20 protein-coding genes are annotated in these 20,549 nt (G+C 63.0%); 5 read left to right on the forward strand and 15 right to left on the reverse strand.

The features are described 5' to 3' along the window. A partial coding sequence (locus tag ACXJ7R_RS06715; RefSeq protein WP_457151128.1) for an efflux RND transporter permease subunit occupies window positions 1–2,740 on the forward strand: 2,740 nt, incomplete at its 5' end. 96 nt (window positions 2,741–2,836) lie between these two features. Here ACXJ7R_RS06715 and ACXJ7R_RS06720 read toward each other — a convergent pair. Further along, on the reverse strand, window positions 2,837–3,190 hold the full coding sequence (locus ACXJ7R_RS06720; protein WP_457151129.1) for a cupin domain-containing protein: 354 nt from the start codon (window positions 3,188–3,190) through the stop codon (window positions 2,837–2,839). A gap of 89 nt (window positions 3,191–3,279) precedes the next feature. Next, window positions 3,280–4,302 (reverse strand): sugar-binding transcriptional regulator, encoded by a 1,023-nt coding sequence (locus ACXJ7R_RS06725; protein ID WP_457151130.1) that lies wholly within the window; start codon window positions 4,300–4,302, stop codon window positions 3,280–3,282. A gap of 155 nt (window positions 4,303–4,457) precedes the next feature. Between ACXJ7R_RS06725 and ACXJ7R_RS06730 the strand changes: the two genes are divergently transcribed. Continuing rightward, window positions 4,458–5,255, forward strand: coding sequence for a hypothetical protein (locus ACXJ7R_RS06730; protein ID WP_457151131.1), 798 nt, complete (start codon window positions 4,458–4,460; stop codon window positions 5,253–5,255). Between the two features lie 15 nt (window positions 5,256–5,270). Here ACXJ7R_RS06730 and ptsP read toward each other — a convergent pair whose 3' ends face one another. The 5 genes from ptsP to ACXJ7R_RS06755 all read right to left on the reverse strand — a co-directional run bounded on the left by ptsP (window position 5,271) and on the right by ACXJ7R_RS06755 (window position 10,089). After that, window positions 5,271–7,250 (reverse strand): phosphoenolpyruvate--protein phosphotransferase, encoded by a 1,980-nt coding sequence (ptsP, locus tag ACXJ7R_RS06735; RefSeq protein ID WP_457151132.1) that lies wholly within the window; start codon window positions 7,248–7,250, stop codon window positions 5,271–5,273. A 53-nt stretch (window positions 7,251–7,303) separates the two neighbouring features. Further along, a complete protein-coding gene (locus ACXJ7R_RS06740) occupies window positions 7,304–7,684 on the reverse strand; it encodes a PTS glucitol/sorbitol transporter subunit IIA (RefSeq protein ID WP_457151133.1) in 381 nt (126 codons plus the stop codon). Window positions 7,685–7,812: 128 nt separating this feature from the next. Beyond that, window positions 7,813–8,817, reverse strand: coding sequence for a PTS glucitol/sorbitol transporter subunit IIB (gene srlE, locus ACXJ7R_RS06745; RefSeq protein WP_095089213.1), 1,005 nt, complete (start codon window positions 8,815–8,817; stop codon window positions 7,813–7,815). A gap of 16 nt (window positions 8,818–8,833) precedes the next feature. Continuing rightward, window positions 8,834–9,595: a PTS glucitol/sorbitol transporter subunit IIC gene (gene srlA, locus ACXJ7R_RS06750; protein ID WP_457151134.1), complete on the reverse strand. Its 762-nt coding sequence runs from the start codon at window positions 9,593–9,595 to the stop codon at window positions 8,834–8,836. 56 nt (window positions 9,596–9,651) lie between these two features. Then, entirely contained in the window at window positions 9,652–10,089 is a 438-nt protein-coding gene (locus tag ACXJ7R_RS06755) for a transcriptional regulator GutM (protein ID WP_457151135.1), read from the reverse strand. A 193-nt stretch (window positions 10,090–10,282) separates the two neighbouring features. Between ACXJ7R_RS06755 and ACXJ7R_RS06760 the strand changes: the two genes are divergently transcribed. Together ACXJ7R_RS06760 and ACXJ7R_RS06765 are read left to right on the forward strand one after the other, a co-directional pair. Further along, the gene (locus ACXJ7R_RS06760; RefSeq protein ID WP_457151136.1) at window positions 10,283–10,924 is read left to right on the forward strand and encodes a hypothetical protein; all 642 of its coding nucleotides are present in this window, start codon (window positions 10,283–10,285) and stop codon (window positions 10,922–10,924) included. Between the two features lie 111 nt (window positions 10,925–11,035). Continuing rightward, window positions 11,036–11,710, forward strand: coding sequence for an HAD family hydrolase (locus ACXJ7R_RS06765; protein WP_457151137.1), 675 nt, complete (start codon window positions 11,036–11,038; stop codon window positions 11,708–11,710). A 4-nt stretch (window positions 11,711–11,714) separates the two neighbouring features. Here ACXJ7R_RS06765 and ACXJ7R_RS06770 read toward each other — a convergent pair whose 3' ends face one another. Further along, window positions 11,715–12,875 (reverse strand): DUF930 domain-containing protein, encoded by a 1,161-nt coding sequence (locus ACXJ7R_RS06770; RefSeq protein WP_457151138.1) that lies wholly within the window; start codon window positions 12,873–12,875, stop codon window positions 11,715–11,717. A 132-nt stretch (window positions 12,876–13,007) separates the two neighbouring features. On the opposite strand from ACXJ7R_RS06770, the gene ACXJ7R_RS06775 reads away from it, so the two are divergent. Beyond that, window positions 13,008–13,223: a hypothetical protein gene (locus ACXJ7R_RS06775; RefSeq protein WP_457151146.1), complete on the forward strand. Its 216-nt coding sequence runs from the start codon at window positions 13,008–13,010 to the stop codon at window positions 13,221–13,223. On the opposite strand, the gene ACXJ7R_RS06780 is transcribed toward ACXJ7R_RS06775, so the two are convergent. The 7 genes from ACXJ7R_RS06780 to ACXJ7R_RS06810 form a co-directional block, all read right to left on the reverse strand. Beyond that, window positions 13,215–14,432 carry a DUF930 domain-containing protein gene (locus ACXJ7R_RS06780; RefSeq protein ID WP_457151139.1) on the reverse strand — a complete coding sequence of 406 codons (1,218 nt, stop codon included), beginning with the start codon at window positions 14,430–14,432 and terminating at the stop codon, window positions 13,215–13,217. The two genes, ACXJ7R_RS06775 and ACXJ7R_RS06780, sit on opposite strands and share 9 nt — an antisense overlap. A 32-nt stretch (window positions 14,433–14,464) precedes the next feature. Then, window positions 14,465–14,599, reverse strand: a complete 135-nt coding sequence (locus ACXJ7R_RS06785) for a hypothetical protein (protein WP_457151140.1) — start codon at window positions 14,597–14,599, stop codon at window positions 14,465–14,467. Beyond that, window positions 14,596–15,672 (reverse strand): ABC transporter ATP-binding protein, encoded by a 1,077-nt coding sequence (locus tag ACXJ7R_RS06790; protein ID WP_457151141.1) that lies wholly within the window; start codon window positions 15,670–15,672, stop codon window positions 14,596–14,598. The genes ACXJ7R_RS06785 and ACXJ7R_RS06790 overlap by 4 nt, the downstream gene beginning before the upstream one ends. Beyond that, window positions 15,660–17,363 (reverse strand): ABC transporter permease, encoded by a 1,704-nt coding sequence (locus tag ACXJ7R_RS06795; RefSeq protein ID WP_457151142.1) that lies wholly within the window; start codon window positions 17,361–17,363, stop codon window positions 15,660–15,662. The genes ACXJ7R_RS06790 and ACXJ7R_RS06795 overlap by 13 nt, the downstream gene beginning before the upstream one ends. Before the next feature lie 71 nt (window positions 17,364–17,434). Continuing rightward, window positions 17,435–18,421 carry an ABC transporter substrate-binding protein gene (locus tag ACXJ7R_RS06800; RefSeq protein ID WP_457151143.1) on the reverse strand — a complete coding sequence of 329 codons (987 nt, stop codon included), beginning with the start codon at window positions 18,419–18,421 and terminating at the stop codon, window positions 17,435–17,437. Between the two features lie 250 nt (window positions 18,422–18,671). Then, a complete protein-coding gene (locus ACXJ7R_RS06805) occupies window positions 18,672–20,030 on the reverse strand; it encodes a pyruvate dehydrogenase complex dihydrolipoamide acetyltransferase (RefSeq protein WP_457151144.1) in 1,359 nt (452 codons plus the stop codon). Between the two features lie 3 nt (window positions 20,031–20,033). Then, the coding region (locus ACXJ7R_RS06810) for an alpha-ketoacid dehydrogenase subunit beta (RefSeq protein WP_457151145.1) at window positions 20,034–20,549 on the reverse strand (516 nt) is incomplete at its 5' end.

The following is a 20,549-nucleotide window of genomic DNA, read 5'->3' on the forward strand; positions in this document are numbered from 1 at the left end:
CCTCGAGATCGTGACCTTGACTTCGCCTGACGGAAAGTATGACAGCCTCTATCTCAGCAACTACGCGACTATCAGCCTTAAGGACGAAATCTCGCGGTTGCCTGGCGTCGGCAATGTCAGCGTGTTCGGCGCTGGTCAATATTCCATGCGTGTCTGGCTCGATCCCGAAAAGATGCTGGCGCGCGGCTTGACCACGCAAGATGTCGTTCAAGCACTTCAACAGCAGAGCGAACAGGTCACAGCAGGTCAGATCGGCGCCCCGCCGGCGCCGGACGACCAGTCCTTCCAATATTCGATCGAAGTGTCCAGCCGCCTTGACGATCCCGACCAGTTCGGGGCCGTTGTGGTCAAGACAGGCGCCAATGGCGATATGACGCGTGTTCGCGATGTCGGGCGGGTTGAACTCGGTGCGCAAACCTACGGACAGTTCTTCAACCTCGACGGCCAGCAGGCCGCGGGCATGGCCATCTTCCTGGCACCCGGCGCGAACGCGCTCGATGTGGCCAAGAGGGTCGCGTCCAGGATGGAAGAACTGGCGCGTGCCTTCCCGCAAGGCATAGTTTACGCGATACCGTTCAACACGACGAATTTCGTCAGCCAGGCGATCAACGAGGTCTACAAGACGCTGTTTGAGGCGGCGGTGCTGGTTTTGATCGTCATTCTCGTCTTCCTGCAGGATTGGCGGGCAATGCTGGTTCCGGCGACGACCGTACCGGTCACCATCATTGGCGCGTTCGCGGCGATGGCGGCGCTCGGCTTCTCAGTCAACCTTTCCACCTTGTTCGCCATCGTGCTCGCCATCGGCATCGTCGTCGATGACGCCATAGTCGTGGTCGAGGGGGCCGCCCACAACATGGAACGTGGCATGTCGAGCCACGACGCCGCCATTGCCGCCATGAAGACATTGTTCGCGCCGATCATCGGCATCACGTTGGTGCTGCTGGCGGTGTTCCTGCCGGCGGCCTTCCTTCCCGGCCTTACAGGCCGGATGTACGCGCAATTCGCGCTGGTGATCGCGGCGACCGCGCTGATCAGCGCCGTCAACGCCGCGACATTGAAGCCAACGCAATGCGCGACATGGCTTAGGCGTCCCGTACCACCGGAACAGCGCAACGTCTTCGCGCGCGGCTTCAATGCGGTCTACCAGCGTGCCGAGAATGCCTACGTCCGGTTGATCGGAGGGATGGTGCGTCATAGCGCCGTAACGGGTGTGGTCGCACTCATGATCATCGGCGCGGCCGGCTACGGCATGTCGCGCGTCGCCACCGGTTTCATCCCGATCGAAGACCAGGGTTACCTGCTCGCAGCGGTTCAGCTGCCTGACGGCGCCTCGCTTGGTCGCACCCAGGAAACGCTGCAGCAGGTTTCGAAGATCGCCAAGGCAACACCTGGGGTGGAGACGGTGGTCACCATCGCCGGGCTTTCGGCCCTAGACAACAATTCGACGCTAGCCAACGCTGGCGTCGCCTACATCATTCTCAAGGACTGGGATCTGCGCGGCAAGAGCGAAAACCTAGCTTCGCTCTACGCCACTCTCAACAAGAATCTGTCGGGCATGGCCGACGGCGTTGTTCTGGTGCTTCCTCCGCCACCAATCCAGGGCATCGGCAACGCCGCCGGCTTCACACTGCAAGTCGAGCTCCGCGACGGCAGTTTCGACCTCTCGAAGCTGCAAGGCTCCGTCAGTGCGATCGTCAAAAAGGCCGAGACACAGTCGGGCATCCAGCGCGTCTCGTCATCGTTTCGCGCCAACGTCCCGCAGTACAAGGCCGAGATCGACCGCGACAAGGTGCAGGCCCTCGGCCTGACCACAGACCAGGTATTCCAGACGCTCGCCGGTTATCTCGGCTCCAGCTACGTGAGCCAGTTCAACAAGTTCGGGCGTGTCTTCCAGATCTATGTGCAGGCTGACGCCCAGTTTCGGTTGACGCCGGAGGAGATCGGCCGCCTTACCGTCCGCAACAACAACGGAGACATGATCCCGCTCGGAACCGTGTTGACGATTGAACCCAGCGTCGGTCCATCGCTGATCAGCCTGTACAATCTCTATCCTGCCGCGTCGATCGTAGGCGTGCCCGCTGCAGGCTTTTCGTCAGGTGACTCAATCAAGCTGATGGAGGAGATTGCCGCGGATACCCTTCCGCCCGGTACTGGCTCCGATTGGACTGCGCTGTCTTTCCAAGAGAAGCTCGTTACCAATCAGGTTTACCTGGTGTTCGGAATGGCACTGTTGCTTGTCTACCTGGTTCTTGCCGGCCAATATGAGAGCTGGCTCGCTCCGATCTCAATCCTGCTCGCCGCGCCGCTGTCTCTGGTGGGGCCGGTCTTGGTGCTCAATAGCCTTGGCATCGACAACAATCTCTATGTCCAGATCGGCCTCATTCTGCTCATAGCGCTGTCAGCCAAGAATGCGATTCTGATCGTCGAGGTCGCACGCGAACTGCGTGCCGCCGGCACACCTATCGTCGTATCGGCGATCGAAGCCGCACGTGCCCGCTTCCGGCCCATTCTGATGACATCGTTTGCCTTCATCCTCGGCGTGGCGCCGCTGGTGTTCGCCACCGGCGCCGGTGCGAGCGCACGAAAGTCGATCGGCATCACGGTCTTTTCCGGCATGCTCGCTTCGACCTGCCTGGCCATTCTTTTTGTGCCATCCTTTTTCGTCATCCTGCAACGATTGGAGGAACGACGCTCCGGACGCACGAAGAAGAGCGAGGCCACCCCAACGCTCGTCAAGTAACGATACAATCAAAGCTGGATGGCGCGCCGGCTGCCTGTCGTCGCTCGCACTGGATATGCCAGGGACGTCGACCATCAACGGCCCATGCGAACAGGCTCAGCCGACCCTGACGACAAAATGCTTCGTCACCGTTTCGATGATCTTCCAGGTTCCCTTGAAATCGGCTTCCACCACGAAGGCGTCGCCGGGGCCTACCTCGACCGGTGCGCCGCCATCGGGGGTGATGATGATGCGGCCGGCGATCATGTGCACGAACTCGTAGTCGGTATAGGTCGCGTGATAGGTGCCTGGCGTCGCCCGCCACGTGCCAGAGATCACCTTGCCGTCCTCGGTCGTGTGCTGGACGGCGGTTTGCATGGTCGGCCTGCCTTCTACCACGATCCATCCGGCCAGATCGCCAGCGTCGGCCTTTTCGACTGCGCCGAATTTGAGGATTGTCTCGCGTGTCATGGCTCCGGCTCCGTTTGATTGGCTCAGGCGTCAGTTGCCTGGACGGTCAGATAGCGGATGCTCCTGACGCCGGCAACCGGCCGACACCATCAGGAAGCTCGCGCCGCATGCGCCTCGAGCATGCGGCGGGCGCTTTCTTCGTCGGTGATCAGGATCGTCGGGGCGATCAGGGTCATGGCGCCAAGCAAGGCTTCGATCTTCTCCTCGCCGCCGGAGGTCAGGATGCGGATCGGCGCCTTGCGCAGACGGTCGACATCCACCGACATCACGTGGCTGTTGACGGGGTGGTCGACCAGATCGCCATTGCGGTCGAAAAAATGGAACAGAAGGTCGCCAACGGCGCCACGCGCAAGCAGGGCCTCCCGATCCGCTTCCTTGAGAAAGCCGCCGCGAGAGAAGGTGGTGGCCGAGGCGATGCCGCCGACGCTCAGCAGAACGGCATCGAGCACGTTGGCCATTTCAAAAACCTCCTGCAGGCCGCAGCGCTCGACCAGCGCGATCTTGGTCTCGACGCTGTCGACGACGGCCGGCGTCGGGATCAGATAGCCGTCGCCCTGGAAGATTTGGGCGAAGCGCCAGGCGAACTCGGCCGGGTTGAATCGACGCACGACGCCGACACCGCCGAGCAGCGAAATGACCTTGAAGTCGGTCAGCGACTTGGCGCTGATGAAGGGCAGGCTTGAGAACAGCGTCCTGCCCCAGCCGACGCCGACGCGCATGCCGGACTTCATCGTGTCGGACAGGAAGCTGCCGGTCTTGGCGCTGATCGCCGGGGTCGGGTCGGCATTGGGGGCGGAAAGCGGCGCCACCAGCGCCTGTTGCAGCCCGAAGGTCTTTTCCAGCGCCCGCTCCAGCCGCACGATTTCCGACAATTCGCTTTCGATGCTGATCTTCACCTCGTTGCGCGAGCGGGCGTCCGCCAGCATGCGCACGATGGTGACGCGGCCGACGCCAAGCACGTCGGCGATCTCGTTCTGCGTCATCTGCTCGACGAAATACATCCATGCGGCGCGAATCCTGAGACGATCCGTCCGGCTTTCGCTGGCGACCTGCTCGGGCGTCTCGCTTCCACCTCGACGATCGTCGGTTTCGCTCTGTYGTCGCCTGCCCAAATTCGTCCCTCCCCACGGCGATGGACGAGCGCGCCGTCGCCGATTCTGCATGCTGGTCTAGTATCGCCTATTGATCTACCAATCGATAGGAACAATCTAGAAGTGGCGGCTGCCTTCTGTTGGCGGCCATCCGCAGCAATTCGAGGCGATTGGCAATGCTCCGACAAATCTCCGAAGATGTCCGCGTCAATCTGAAAGACCGGTTGCGGGAAGTTCGTGAAATCATTCGCCAAAGCCGCCATGACGGCAGCGGCGACGCCAGTGTCGTGCGCGAAGCAACCAGCCATCTGCCGCCATTTCCAGGCAAAGGCATCGAAGGCCTGCTCAGCCATGCCGCAAGTGCCTTCGACGAAGCGCTGTCGATTGCCGAATCCTTTGTCCCGCATGAGCGCCCGATCAAGGTCGACGGCACCACCGTAAAAGGCCTCGCCACCTATTTCCCGGCCGGGAACGAAGATCGCCAGTTGAGCGCGGAGCGCCTGTTCCGGCGCGACATGTATTATCTGACCAAGGCGGTGCTGGCCGGCCTGAACATCGACAATGCCCGCATCCACGAAGCCGATTTTGCCGCCGTCCATGCCACGATGCGCAAGCGGCATGGCGATCTGCTGGCCGCCTTGGTCGCGCCAGGTGCTGGGCTTCCGGCGATCGCGGCCACCTGTTCGGCGCTGCTGGTCGAGTGTCTCAACCAGCGCCCCGTCCACTTTGCCGAAACGCCGGAAACGCCGGCGATCGGTGACCGGACGCTCGACATCAGCTGCCTGGCGCCGCTCGTTCTGGCCTGTGGCCTGGCAACCACCGGCAGGGACGGCCTGCCGGAGCCGGATATGCTGGAGATTGCGATCCTGGCAGCTGATATCCGCCATGACCGCATTGTTCAGGCCTGCGCCAAGGCGAGCCCGGTCGACGAACTGACACCCGTCTTCGCCACCTTGCTTGCCCATTTGCCGTAACGGCCCAGAACTCGGCTAGGCGGCACCTTCGGCGGCCATGGCCATGATCGCCTTCTTGGCGCGCTGGATCGAGGCCGGGCTCATCGACAGCTCGGTCAGCCCCATTTTGACGAATGTTGCAATGAGATCGGGGCGGCCGGCCGCTTCGCCGCACATGCCGACCATGATGCCGGCGGCGACGCCGGCTTTGGCCGTCATTTCGATCGCCGACATGACGGCCGGATTGGTGACATCGTTGAGCTTGGCCACTGTCGGGTTCAGCCGGTCGGCGGCCATGATGTACTGGGTCAGGTCATTGGTGCCGATCGAGAAGAACGCCACCTCCTTGGCCAGCGCCGGGGCAATCAGCACGGCGGCCGGGGTCTCGATCATCACGCCAAGATCGAACGCCGCATGCGGCACGCCTTCGGCTTTCAGCTCAGCCGCGCATTCCGCGACCAGAACCCGCGTCTGCCTGACCTCGCCGATGTCGGCCACCATCGGCAGCATCACCTTGACGTTGCCATGCACGGCCGCCCGCAGCAGCGCCCTGAGCTGGCGCTTGAAGATGTCGGGCCGGTCGAGGCACATGCGGATGCCGCGCCAGCCCAGAAAGGGGTTTTCCTCGTCGGGAAATTCGATGCCGGCGATCGGCTTGTCGCCGCCGATATCAAGCGTGCGCACGATGACCGGGTACGGCGCGAAGGCCTTAGCCAGCGCCGCATAGGTCTCGGCCTGCATATCTTCCGAGGGAAGGTGCATATGGCGCATGAACAGAAGCTCGGTGCGGAACAGGCCGACGCCCATCGCGCCGGCCTCCTGCGCCGCTTCGATTTCCTCCAGCGAGCCGATATTGGCCGCGACCTCGATCACCTTGCCATCGGCCAGCTTCGGCGTCACCGTCTTGAAGATGGTCAGCCCGGCGCGTTCCTGCGCCGCCGCTTCGACACGGCCGGCGAATTCGGCGCGGGTCGCCGCGTCAGGATCGACGATCACGCGGCCGCTGTTGCCATCGAGGGCCACTTCGCGCGCCGTGCGCAAAGCATTGATCTGGTCGCCGAGGCCGAGCACCGCTGGAATGCCGTGCGAGCGGGCGATGATGGCGATGTGCGAGGTGGCGCCGCCATGGCCGCACACCACCCCGCCGATGCGCTTCAGCGGCGCGCGCGCCAGGTCCCAGGCGCCGATGTCGTCGGCGATGAGGATGGCGCCTTGGGCGATGGTTTCGAGGCTGATGTCGTCCTGCCCGAGCAGCACGAGGCAGATCTGCCGCCCGACCGCATGGACATCATCCGCCCGCGCGTTGAGATAGTGATCATCGACCGCGCTGAAATCGGCGGCGATTGTGGAGGCGGCGGTGATGACCGCTGAAACCGCGTCGTTGCCGCCGTTGATCAGGCCCTCCGCCTCGCCGGTCAGGCTGTCGTCGGCAGCGATGTCCCTGAGCGCGGCGATGATGCCACGGTCGCCGGCCGACAGACTGTCCTGCTCCAGTGCCCGGTCCATGCGCGCCTGGACTGCAGCGACGGCGGCGCGGAACCTGTCGATCTCGCCGGCGATCTCCTCAGCCTGCAACCTGCGGCCTTGTCCGGCGATATCAGGTGGGAAATGCGCGAAGGCCGGCCCGATGGCAAAACCTTCGCTTGCGGCCACGCCGCGCAAGCCGGTGGTTGCGCCGGCAACAGCAGGCACAGAGTCCAACGCGGCAGCAGCGTCCTGACCCGTATTGCCGGCCGGCGGCGAGTCCTCGTCGTCAAGGCCCGCCTTGGGATTTTCGAGATAGCCGATCAGCGCCTCGATGGCCTCGATGGCGTCGGCGCCGTTCGCCCGCACGGTGACTTCCTGGTTTTCCTTGACCGCCAGCAGCATCAGCTTGACCGAGCTCTTGGCGCTGACCGCCTTGCCGTCCTTGACCAGCTCGACATCCGATTCGAAACCCTTGGCGAGCTTGACGAACCGCGTCGCGGGACGGGCGTGCAGACCTTCATGCACTCTGACGATGGTCGAGCGTTCCATGGCAAATACTCTGGTCCTGGGCACCGCCAACATCGGCGGCGACGCGAATGCTGTCAGGCGGCGATGGTGATGACCGCACCGGTCTTGAGCGCAGCCACGAGCGCTTGCGCATCGACCTGCGAGGCGCAGATCTCGCCTGGCCGCTCGGCCTCGGCAGCGCCGTTGAACGAGATGACGACATGGCCCATTTCCAGCACCTTGCTCCAGGCGCTGGAACCGACCGCGGTAATAGTCGCGGCAACCGGGCCAAGGGTGATCGACGCGCCCTTTTGCGGCGCGCCGTCGCTGGGTCCGTGCTCCGTCTTGTGGAGCACGGAAACCTCGGCAAGTTCCGGCGGCGAGCCATCCGCAAACAGGATGACCACGCCCCCTTCGGCAAGATCCGCCACTTCGGGTCCGATGGCAGTGACCCGTGTTCTCAACAGAACCGTCATATGGCGAACCTCATTTCCTAACTTCTCTAAGAGCGATTCACTGTTTCACGAAAACGGCGAACCGCTCTATCCCTTTGTTTGGTGGAATTCCGGACGGAAAACCGTCTCACACTTTTCCTGGAACTGTTTCAGAATACGATCAGGCTGACGATCCAGGCGATCAGCACCGAGACCGGGCCCATGATCTGGCGGCTGATGAGTACTGCCGGAACACCGATCTCGATCGTCTTCGGTTTGGCCTCACCGAGCGCCAGGCCGACGGGAACGAAGTCGCAGCCCACCTGGGTATTGTAGGCAAACAGCGCCGGCAGTGCCATTGCCGGCGAAATCGTGCCGTTGGCGATCTGCGGACCGATGATGGCAACGCCGATGACCTGTGCAATGACCGCGCCTGGCCCGAGGATGGGCGACAGGAACGGCAGGCCGCAGATCGCCGAGATGATCAGCAGGCCGACAATGTTGTTGGCCAGCGGACCCATCGGCTGCGCCAGCACATCACCGATGCCGGTGTAGAGGATCAGACCGATGAGCATGGTCACGAAGGCCATGAACGGCAGCACGTTGCGCACGACTTGGTCGATGGTACGGCGCCCGGCATTGAAGAAGATGCCGACGACACGGCCCATGACGCGGCCGATCGAGCTGATCAGGCCGATCACGCCGCCCTCGCTCGGCAGCGGTTGTGGCGCCGCCGCCGCGTTGTTATTGCCTGGATTCATCGATCCTGCTCCCCCTGCAGTGGTGACCGCTTCGGATCCGTCCGCCATTGTGATGTTGGCAGGCTTCACGCCCGAAACGTAGATGTCCTCGGTGATGAACTGGGCGAGCGGCCCAGACTGGCCGACCGGCGTCAGATTGACGGTCGGGATACGCTTGCGCGGATAGACGCCGCACCGTGCGGTGCCACCGCAATCGACGACGACAACCGCCATCTCGCTTTCGATCGGCGGCGCCTTGAAGCCGTCGACGGCTTCGGCGCCGGTCATATCGGCAATGAGCTGCGCCACCGGATGAATGCCGCCACCGGTGACGGAAACAACCTTGCTGCGCTGTTCGGTCGGCTCGATCACCAGCGGACCGCCCCAACCGGTTTTGCCCCGGGAGATTTGTACGGCTTTGTATGTCTTGGCCATGATGTCCTCCCCGCCCTTACAGCTCGACGCCCTGGCGGCGTGCCATGATGGCAGTGATGCGTTCGGTCAGCATGCCCTTGAGCAGGATGACGACGAGGCCGACGATGGCATACCAGATCGCCACCTTGACGTGATAGCCGGCGACGACGGCGCCCTTCTTCTCCAGTTCCAGCAGCGCGACCAGAATGCCACCCCAGACGAAATACTCGCCGGGATTGATGTGCGGGAACAGGCCGAGCGGCGGGTGCACATAGGACACGGCCGCGTCATAGAAGGCGGGCTTGTGCTTCTCTTCCAGGAACGATCCGAACGTATAGGCCATCGGATTGGTGAGGAAGAACACCGCCAGCAGCGGCAGCAGCGTGTAGCGGGTCAGCGCGATCCTGCCGGCGCCGCGCGCCAGGCCGTGCACGCGCTCTTCGCCGACCAGTTCGGTGACTGCGTAGAAGGCCGTCATCAGCACCACCAGCGTCGGAATGATGCCGGTGACGAAGCCGGCGAAGACCTCGCCGCCCTTCTGGAAAATACCGATGAAATACTTGCCGATGGCGGTCAGCCAGCCGAGCTGCTCTTCCTGCTGGACTTCCTTCAGCTTTTCCTTGAACTGATCGACGGTGATCGGTCCGCTGTCCGCCTGTGCGAGGACAACGAGATGGTCGGAGGCATGCTCTACCGCGAGCTTGCCATGCAATGCAGCATCCGAGACCATGGCACCTGCGACATGCAGATTGTTCACGGCCATGTCGGCATGCTGCGCCAACAACGAAAATACAGACATTTCTCCTCCTTATGCCGCCCGCCGGTTGATCCCAGTCGGTGCGCGGCGTCCTCTCTCTAAGCCCTTGCTACGTTCAAACCGGACAGGCCCGGCTTCTTCCCCGGCTCCGACCGTGTCTTGTCGATCTGTTCGATCGCCCGCTTCACGGCCTCGGCCACACCGGGTTCCCCCTCCCCCATGATTGCAGGGTTGGACCGGACTCGATCGAGGGGAACGCCCTCGAATTCTTCATGTCTCTTGAACTTGGTGAACACGGAACGGCCGCTCATCACCATCAGGCGGCGCACGACCAGGTCAGGCGTCACCACGACCAGCGCGATGGTGCCTTTGGCCAATCGACCGCGAAAATTGCCGGCTCCGACGAAGCCATCCTTGTACCGGTCGGTGACACCCCTGAAGACATCCGAATAGTGCCGCATCTGCAGCCAGACGCCGAGCGACTGCAGCGCCCASACAATAACCAGCAGAAGCAGTCCCCACTGCCAAATCGCCATTCGGTTCTCCTCCCGAAGCCTGTGTTGAACCGCACCTTGGACCGACACGTGACAACAGCAAAGTGAGAACATTTGTTTCCGCGAATGTCAATATGTATGATATTGGGCGTGACCTCGGTCATCCACAGGCCGTCAACCGATTTCGGCGGCGGCGCCGTTGTGCTAGCCTGGCTGGGAACAGGATACGAGAAACATGGATCTGCCCTTCAGGGACGAATTGGCGCTGATGCCCGACCTTCGCCACCGGTTGCGGCAGTTGCGCTGGTTCCGCGCCACCTTCCGCGGCAGCGCCAAGGTGGTGTCGGACACGTTCGGCGTGCGCTTTGAAATCGATGAAGCGAAGCTCACTAGGGCCTTTCTCGACTGGGTCGAGGTCATGGAGGCGCAGAAAGGCTTCGCCGCGGTCGACCGCGCCGACTTCATCGTCTTTGCCGCCGGCCTCGTTTTGCGCGAACTGATCAGGCAGGCGCCGGCACGGGAAATCTCCGGCCTCAGCCAGTTGATTGAAACGGATTCGRATGCCGGCACGCTGGAAATCATCCGTTTCTGGCCGGAAGGGTTCCTCTACACCAACTACTGCGTCTCGGTGATCTCGGCGATCCACGAGCAGGAATTCGGCAATGCGCCAAGCATCGACAAATGCGCCGACGACCTGCGCACATGGTGGTCCTATCGCGAGAACGTGACCGAGATGCCAGCCTACGCAGTGGCTTTCCTCGACCGCTTTCTCGGCGCCGAACCGAACTGGATCACGCCCGATCGCGCGCAGTCCCGGCAGGCCATGCAACGGGCACTCGGATCCGCGCGTGCCAGCGATGCCATCCGCCGGCTTTGATTGCCCCTCGGTTTCGAGCCTCCAGGCATGCGGCTGTCAAAGCAAGCGCACTATTGAACATCTGACTTTTTGCCGATAGCGATGTGCGAAATCGACTCGGGAGAAAAGCGCGTGGCGCGATCAAGGCCTATCATTTTCGATTGCGACGGCGTTCTTGTCGACAGCGAGCCTCTGGCCGCCCGCGCTTATGAACGCGTCTATGACAAGCATGGCATGCCTGGGGTTCACGGCGGTATCATCGCCCAATGCATCGGTATGAAGCAGTCCGACATCATCGCCAAGATCAGGGATTTGACCGGTCACCAGTTTCCGGCGGCTGCGGACGGCGACATCTGGGCCGAGACCAAGATCCTGTTTTCGCAGGAGTTGAAGCCGACCCCCGGCATCACCGCGTTTCTGGAGACGCTTTCGGGCGACCGCTGTGTCGCCTCGTCATCCTCCGTCGAGCGCATAAACCACAGCCTGACTGTGACCGAACTGGCGCGGTTTTTCGGCGATGCGATCTACAGTTCCTCGATGGTCAAACGCGGCAAGCCCGCGCCTGATATCTTCCTGTTCGCCGCCGACAAGATGAGCGCTGAGCCGGCAGACTGCATCGTCATCGAGGATTCGCCCTTCGGGATAGAGGGCGCGGTCGCCGCAGGCATGACGGCTATCGGCTACACCGGTGGCGGCCATACCTATGCGGAGCACGGCGCGCGACTGACAGCGGCAGGTGCCGATTTCATCTGCAGCGATTGGCAAGAAGTTAGCCGGCAACTGGCCGGGCTCGGTGTGCCGGCCTAATCTATCAGCGAACAGGCAGTCCGAGGCGAACCCATTCGCTGGGCGGGATCGCCGGCCCGACGCGGAAGGTGAAGGACAAGACCCTCGTCGCATCGGTGTCGACCTGGCACCGGAAGCCCAGATGGTACCATTTCGTCGTTGCGCGGAAAGCGACATCCGGGGCGTCGAGGACATTGCCCACCTTCAGCGGAACACTTGGGATCAGGTCGGGGAAATAAGAGGCATCCACCAGTTGCTGCTGCAACGCGCTGGCGCAAAGTTGGGCAATACGCTTCTCGCGAGGCACCCCGCCCATCGCGCTCGTAGCCAGCGCATCGCCGGTAGCGCCCTGCGAGTAGAGCCTGTGAACCCCCGGAAGGCCCGAATAAGCCCGCGAAGCACTAGCGGCGGTATCCGTGGAATTTGGCCTCCCGGCGCTCTCGCTTCGGGACCTGGAGACCTTCCCAGGGCCGGGCTTCGGCGCATTTGCGGGTTTGGGCTTCGGCGCTTCGGTTGACGTGGGAAGCTCGATCTCACCGTCGTCGGCAGCCAAAGGCGGTGGCGCCGCTTCTGTCTGCTTGTCGGGTCCGTTCGCTCCCGCCTCTTCCTTGTCCGCCTGCTGTTTATCCATATCCTGGCTCGAAGCTGCCTGTTTCGCCTGTTCGGGCTCGGCGTCCTTCGCAGCGTCTACCGGCTTCTCGTCGACTTTGGTTGAATCTGGCCGCCCCTCGGCGACCGCCGGGGTGGTGGATTGGCTCTCTGCAGGCTTCGGCACGACAGGCGGCTTCGAATCGTGCTCCTTGGCCGGCGAAGGCGAGGTGTCTTGAGCGCTGGCCCCATCCAGGGATTTCCTGGGACCGGTGTCCTTGTCGCCAAACTGGAAAACCGGCTTCAGGACCTCGACTTTCGAGGGCTTTTCCGGCGCCGGTGGCTTTTCTGCTTTCGGTTCCGGCGGTTTTTCAACCTTCGGTTCCGGTGGCTTCGGAGGCGGCACCGGAGCAGGTTTCGGTTTTGGTTGCTCGGGCGGAGGCACGAGCGCGACATTGACCGCCTGCTCCTCCTGCGGCTGTTGGGAAGGCCTAGGCACGTTGTAGACCACGAGCGCTGCGACGAGCGCGTGCAGGATCAGCGATGCGGGCAAGGCCCACAACAAATTCCGGCGCCGGTCTCGTGTCTCGTCCTTCATTCCTTCCGATGTGGAATGAAAAAGCGGCGGCTTCAAGCACAGCCACTGTATTGGCGCCGTTTAGCCGCTGACAGCTTGTCGATTTGGATCACCACACCCAGGGCAGCCCGGCCAAGGCGCTGGGGCAGCTCAATGAGCGGCTACCCACGATCCGATCCATCAAGACCGGAGATCAGCCAGTTCGCCGCCGCCAGGATGGGTGCCGATCCGGCCGACTGCATCGTCATCGAGGGTTCGTCCTTCGGCATCCAGGGCGCGGTTGCCGCCGGCATGACGGCGGCTGGTGCCGATTTCGTCTGCGCGGACTGGCAAGAAATTAGCCGCGCTTGGCGTGCCGGCCTAATTTAGCGGATACTTAGTGAATCCACGGCTGGCCCATTCGCCAGGCGGGACTAATGACCCCACACGGAAGTTGAAGGATAGGACCCTCGTCGCATCGGCGTCGACTTCACATCGGAAGTTTAGATCGTACCAAGTGCTTCTGGTGCTGAAGGCCGCTTGAGTAGGGTTGAGAACATTGCCTTTGTCCAGCGTGATGGTTGGCACCCATTTGACCGAATAGTCGGCGCTTTGCAGTTCCTGGCTCAGAACATTGCCGCAAAGGGTGGCCACGCGCTGACCGCGCGGCACATTCTCCATGGAGCTTGTGGCGAAGGCATTGCCGGTTGCCCCCTGCGAGTAAAGCTTTCTGACGCCCGGAAGGCCGGAATAGATTGGCGATCCTGCAACATCGTTGTTGGTGGGATTTGACCTTCCAGCATTCCCGATCGGCGCTTTGAAGGCTCTTGCGGGTTTGAACGTCAACGTCTTGGCAGGTTTGGGCTTTGCCTTTCCAGTCGAGGCGGGAGGCGCTGGCTTACCACCAGTCTCAGCCGCCAATGGCTTTGGCGTCACAACCGCTTGCTTTTCGGCGGGTTGCGGTGCGAGCTCCTGTTTGTCCGGCTGCTGTCTGTCAGCGTCCTCGGTCGCCTGCTTCTCCTCGTTTTGCGCGGGTTTGGCGTCCGGCGCGGCGGCCTGCCGCGTTTCCTCGCCTTGCGCGGGCTTTTCGTCCGGCGCAACGGTGGCCGGCTTCTCGTCAGGCTTGCTGGGCTCTGCCTTCTGCTGTGGCGTTGCAGCCGGGGCCGGCTGTGTCGGCGCGGGTGTCGGTGTTATAGGCGGCTTCGCCGCCTCATCCTTGGCCGGTGATGGCGTGTTGGGTTTAGCGCTGCTTCCGTCGAGCGATTTCTCCGGTCCCGTATCTTTCTGGCCGTACTGGAAAACGCGCTTCAGAACATGCTCGTCTGGCGGTTTCGGGGGCTCCGGAGGCGGCTTTTGTTCAGGCGGCTTTTCAGCCTTCTTTTCAGGTGTCGGCTCCGGTGGCTTTGGAGCAGGTTTCTGCTTAGGCTTCTCGGGCGGCGGCACAATCGCGACATTGACGGGCTGTTCCTGCTGATCCGGCTGCTGCTCGGATCTCGGTACGCCAAAGAACAAGAACGCTGCGATCAAAGCATGCAGGATCAGCGATGCGGCCAAGGCCCATCGCCAACTGCGAAACCACTCTCGTATCTTGCCGTTCATTGCGCCCGATGTGGAATGAAATAGCGGCGGCTTCAAGCACAGGCACTGTATTGGCGCAATTTAGCCGCTGACAGGTTGGTGATTTCGATACCCGGCGCAGCTGCTGCCGGCGAGACCGGTGCGGCCTTTTCCCCCCGGTCGCCGAGCAGGTCGAGCATCATCGTCATGCCGCCCCCGTCGCCGGGATGAGCCATCCGGATCGTATCCGCAAACGCGCCTGCGCGCCGCGCTCCAGCATCACCGGATCGGGCTGTTCGAAATGCAAGGTGAGGTCGAGGCTGGCGGAAGGCGCAAATTCGATGCGCGCCGAGCCACCTTGGTAGATCACCCGCTTGACGAGGCCATCGAAGCCGGGACCGTCCGGTACCACCTCGAGATCGGCTGCCCGGCAGCAGATCTTTGCGCCGGTGCGAGGCCGCTCGCCCGTCCGGCAGCGAACGACCAGCTCGGTGCCGAGAACCCGGACCTTGCAGTGACCGGCCTGCTCTGGGCTCAGCACATCGGCGGGAAGCAAGATACCTTGCGAAATGAAGGACGCCACCATTTCATTTGCCGGCTCATGATAGAGCTGACGCGGCGTCGCCAACTGCACCAGGCGTCCATGATCCATCACCGCGATGCGGTCGGCCAGCGCCATCGCTTCGGCCTGGTCATGGGTGATGTAGACGATGGTGGTGCCCGTGCGCTTGTGAAAGGCGGCGAACTCATCCTCCATCGAGGCTCTCAGATGCACGTCCAGATTGGCGAGCGGCTCGTCGAACAGCACCAGCGACGGCGCGGCGACAAGGCAGCGCGCCAGCGCCACGCGCTGACGCTGGCCACCGGAGAGATTGGCCGGCCTGCGTTCGCCCAGCCCCTGCAGATTGACCAAAGCAAGCGCGTCCTCGACCTTCTGGCGCGCAGCAGCCTTGTTGAGCTTTGCCACCTTGAGCGAATAGCCGATGTTCTCGGCGACCGTCATGTGCGGCCACAGCGCATAGTTCTGGAAGACGATGCCGACGCGCCGCTTTTCCGGCGCAACGCTGCCGCCCTTGCCGGACATGACCTCATTGCCGATGCGGATCTCGCCTGACGTCACCTTCTCGAACCCTGCGACGAGCCGCAGCAATGTCGTCTTGCCGCACCCGGAGGGGCCGAGCACGGCCAGGAATTCGCCGCCGCCGACATCGATCGATACATCCTTGACTGCGTCGAAATCGGCAAAGCTCTTGGTCACATTGTCCAGGGTCAATCGCGCCATGGCAGCACTCCGCCGGGAAAGTGTGGGGCAAGCAGATTGGTCGCCAGCATCAGCACGAAGGTGACCGCCACGGTGATGACGGACATCGCCGCCGCGTAGCTGGAATCGCCGCCCTGCTCGAAGGAAAACATCACCACGCCGATCGTCTCAGAGCCCGACGACCAGAGCAGCGCCGAAACAGTGAGCTCGCTGAGCGCCGTCATGAAGATCAGCAGGCCACCGGCGATTGCCGCCGGCGCCACCAGCGGAAAGATGATCGTGCGCATGCGCAGGAACAGCCCCGCACCGGCCACCTGGGCCGCTTCTTCCAGCGCCCGGTCGATCTGGTGAAAGCCGCTGATGGTCGGCCGCAGCGCCAGCACCAGGAAACGGGCGACGTAGGCATAGAGGATGATCCAGACGGTGTTGTAGAGCTGGATACCGGTGAGCGGGATCGGCCGCAGGAACAGGAGCAGCGAGGCGATTGCCAGCACCACGCCGGGCAAGGCATAGGGCAGTTCGACCGACAGGTTGAGCAGTCGCACCCAGCGCTGCTTGCTCCAGGCAATAAGGTAGCCGATCGGCACGGCGACGACGACCGCGAAGAAGGCCGCCGCGATCGACAGCCAGAAGCTGTTGAAGAAGGCGCGGCTGGCCGCGTCATGCTCGAACAGCACGAAACGATAATTGTCGAGCGTTGCCGTCCTGGCGGTGAGAGCAATGCCGTAGCCCGGCACCAGCGACGTCAGCACCAGCCCGAACAATGGCAGGAACAGCACCACCACGATCAGCAGCCACATGCCGGCCTGGACGGCAGGTCGCCAGCGGCCGAGTTCGTAGGGCTCGGCCGGCAGCGACGTCGAGCTGATGCGATAATCGCGGCGGCGGCTCACGACCTCCTGCGCGAGAATGCCAGCCATGGCGATGATGCCGATCAGCACTGACAGGAACGCGGTTTCGCCCAGCACCGCAGGGCCGCCGCCGGCCAGCCGCTGATAGATCAGCGTCGGCAGCACGAGATAATTGGCGGGAATGCCGAGAAAGGCAGGGATACCGAAATTGCCGACGCAGGACACGAAGGCAAGTGCCGCGGCCGCCATGATCGACGGCGTCATCAAAGGCAGCACGACGGTGACCAGCACGGTGAACCAGCCGGCGCCGCCGGCGCGCGCCGCCTCGACCAGTTCGCGCGGCAGCTTGCGCAGACCGGCGCGCACCAGCAGGAAGACCAACGGGCCGTATTGCACACCGAGCAGCAGGATGATGCCCGAGGTGGAATAGAGCGGATTTCTGGTGCCGAGCGGCGGTGCCGCACCGAACAGCTTGAGGAACGGACTTGCCGGACCGAACAGTTGCAGCCAGGCGAGCGCGGTCACCTGCGGTGCGATCATCAATGGCATGACGTAGCAGAGCACCAGCGCACTGCGGCCGCGTATGTCGGTCAGCGTGATGAGGAGAGCCACCAGCGTTCCCGACAGCACCGCAAGCAAGGTGCCGCCGATGCCAACGATCAGCGTGTGCCAGGTCGCAATCCAGGTCGCCGGACTTCTCAATCCGGCTTCTATCGCCATGCCGGACAAGGTGCCGCCGGGTGCCACGATCTCCTTGATGAGGCGCAGCATCGGCAGCAAGGAAAGCAGGGCGATGACGACGGCCACCATCGCCGTCAGGGCCATTTCCTGGCCCCGGCTTTCCCTGATCCGTGTCGACATGATTGCGTTTCCTGGGATCTGTCAGCGGTCCGGGATGCCACTTCAACGGCATCCCGCCGCGATTGTCGGGCTCAGCCGCCGAACAGTTCCGAGAACTTCGCCTTGTCGGCGTCGGTGGTGGCGACGATCGCCTCGGTGTCGAACGGCATCACCTTGACCTTGACGCCTTCCGGCATCCATTCGGGGCGGCCGACCGAGGCGCGCGCCGGCAGATAACCCATCGACAGCGCCAGCTTCTGGCCTTCGTCGGAAAGAATAAAGTCGACGAACTTCTTGGCGCCGTCAACATTCTTGGCCGTCTTCATGATGGCGACCGGTTCGGTCACCGCCGGCACGCCTTCGCTAGGGAACACGAATTCGACCGGCGAACCCTTCTTCTTGGCGTTCATCGCCATGAAGTCGACCAGGATGCCATAGGGCTTCTCGCCGCTCGCCACCGACTTCAGTACGGCGCCATTGCCGCGCACGCTGACGGTGTTGTTGGTCTTCAGCTTCTGGAAGAAATCCCAGCCATAATTGGTGTCGCCGACGAAGCCGGAGAGCAGGTAGGCGGCCGCACCCGAATAGAGCGGGCTCGGCATGACCAGGCCGTCGGCATAGGCCGGCTTGGCGAGATCGGCCCAATGCGCAGGCTTTTCAGCCGCCGCGGTGTTGTAGACGATGCCGGTGGTGATCAGCTTGCTGCCGAAATAGGTCTTGCCGGCGTCATAGGCATCCGCCTCGATGCCATCGAGCTTCGCCTCGGAATAGGGCAGCAGCCGGTCGTCCTTCTTCAACAGCTCCATGCTGACCGCGTCGGCGATCAAAAGCACGTCGGGCTGCGGGCTGCCAGCGGCGAATTCGGCTGCCATCTTGGTCAGGATGTCACTCGTTCCTGAACGATAGATAGTCACGTCGATACCGGGCTGCGCCTTCTTGAAGGCATCCACGGTCTTGACCGCATCGGCTTCCGGTTGGGATGTGTAGAGCGTCAGCGTTTCAGCACCGGCCACGCCGGCAAACAAAGTTGCCGCGAGTGCAAGCTGGCTGGCCAGCAGCTTGATGAATAGCGTCTTCATGAGACCTCCTGTCTGTCTGTGCATGAGCGGTCCGGCGCCTTGGCCGGTTCCCGTCTCCCCTCCCTGCACGGCGCATATGACTGGTGGATGACAGCGCGCATGCCCGGCCCGATCAGGCAACGGCTTCGCGCGGAATGCTCTCACGGCACAACGACACCGGCCCGCGGAACCGGCGTTCCACGAGCCTCATGGCCGCCCTGTGGCTGCGACCCCTTCGGGGCACCCGAAGACTTTCGGGCGTCGGCCGGCCCTAGACCAGCATGCCCATCGGGTTCTCGATCAGGCGTTTGAAGGCAACCAGCAATTCGGCCCCCAGCGCWCCGTCGACGGCGCGATGGTCGGTCGACAGCGTCACCGACATSACGGTRGCGATYTTGATCTYGCCATTCTTGACCACCGCCCGCTCCTCGCCGGCGCCGACCGCCAGGATCGTCGCATGCGGCGGGTTGATSACSGCGGCAAAGTCCTTGATGCCGAACATGCCGAGGTTCGAYACMGCCGTGGTGCCRCCCTGATACTCTTCCGGCTTCAGCTTRCGGCTGCGCGCSCGGCTGGCCAGGTCCTTCATCTCGTTGGAGATGGTGGACAGCGTCTTTTCGTCCGCCTTGCGGATGATCGGCGTGATCAGGCCACCGGGGATCGACACCGCAACGCCGACATCGGCATGCTTGTGCTTGACCATGGCGCTTTCGGTCCAYGATGCATTGGCATCCGGCACCGCCTTCAGCGCCAGCGCCATTGCCTTGATCACCATGTCGTTGACCGACAGCTTGTAGGCCGGCACGTCACCCTTTTCGGTCTTCTTGATCGGCGCTGCCGCATTGATCTGCGTGCGCAATGCCAAGAGCGCGTCGAGTTCGCAGTCGAGTGTCAGGTAGAAATGCGGGATGGTGGTCTTGGCCTCGACCAGGCGGCGCGCGATCGTCTTGCGCATATTGTCATGCGGGACGAGTTCGTAAGAGCCTTGCTCGAACAGTTTCAGCACCTGCTCGTCCGACATCGCCTTCACCGGCGCGGTGGCAGCAGCCGGAGCCGCCGGAGCGCCTGCGGGCGCTGCCTTGGCAGCAGGCTTGACGCCGCCACCGGCAATCGCCGCATCGACATCGGCTTTCACCACGCGGCCATACGGGCCGGTGCCTGCAATGGTCGAGAGTGCAATACCCGCCTCACGGGCAAGACGACGCGCCAAGGGTGTTGCGCGCGCAACCGAAGGCGATTTGCCGATCTCCTCCCTAAGGGGGGAGATGCCCGGCAGGGCAGAGGGGGGCGCGACAGGTTGAGCCGCAGGCGCGACATCGCCCCCCTCTGTCGACTTCGTCGACATCTCCTCCACAAGGAGGGAGATCGGCGCCTTGTCGCCATAGGTTTCGCCATCGGCATAGATCCACGCGACAGCCGCGCCGACAGGAATGTCGATCCCCTCCTTCCCGGTGACGTCACGCAGCACGCCGCTGGCCGGCGCATCGATCTCCATCGCCGCCTTGTCGGTCTCGATCTCGAACAGCACATCGCCCTTCTTGACGCTGGCGCCTTCCTCGGCGAACCAGCGCGAGATCTGTCCGGTCGCCATGTCCATGTCGACCTTGGGAAGAATGACTTCGGTCGGCATCGATCAGCGAACCCCTTTCACGAGGTCGCGCGCAGCCGCGATGATCTCGGGCACCTGCGGCACGACAGCCTTTTCCAGCTCCGGATTGTAGGGGATCGGCGTCTCCGCCCCGCCCAGCCGCACGATCGGCGCATCGAGGTAATCGAACGCCTCGCTCTCAGCGATCATCGCGCTGACCTCGGCGCCGATGCCCAGCGTCTTGACCGCTTCGTAGACGCACATCAACCGCGATGTCTTCTTGACGCTGTCGATGACGGTCTGCTTGTCCATCGGCCGGATTGTCCGGAGATCGATGACTTCGATGTCGATGCCTTCGGCTTCCAGCACCGCCGCGGCGTCCAATGCCTTGTGCACCATGATCGAGGTGGCGACGATGGTCAGGTCGCGTCCCTCGCGGCGGATGTCGGCCTTGCCGATCGGCACCGTGTAGTAGCCTTCGGGCACCGGGCCCTTCATCTTGTAGAGCAGCTTGTGCTCGAAGATCATCACCGGGTCGGGATCGGCGACTGCGGCCAGCAG

The sequence above is a fragment of the Mesorhizobium sp. P5_C1 genome, from assembly GCF_054049815.1.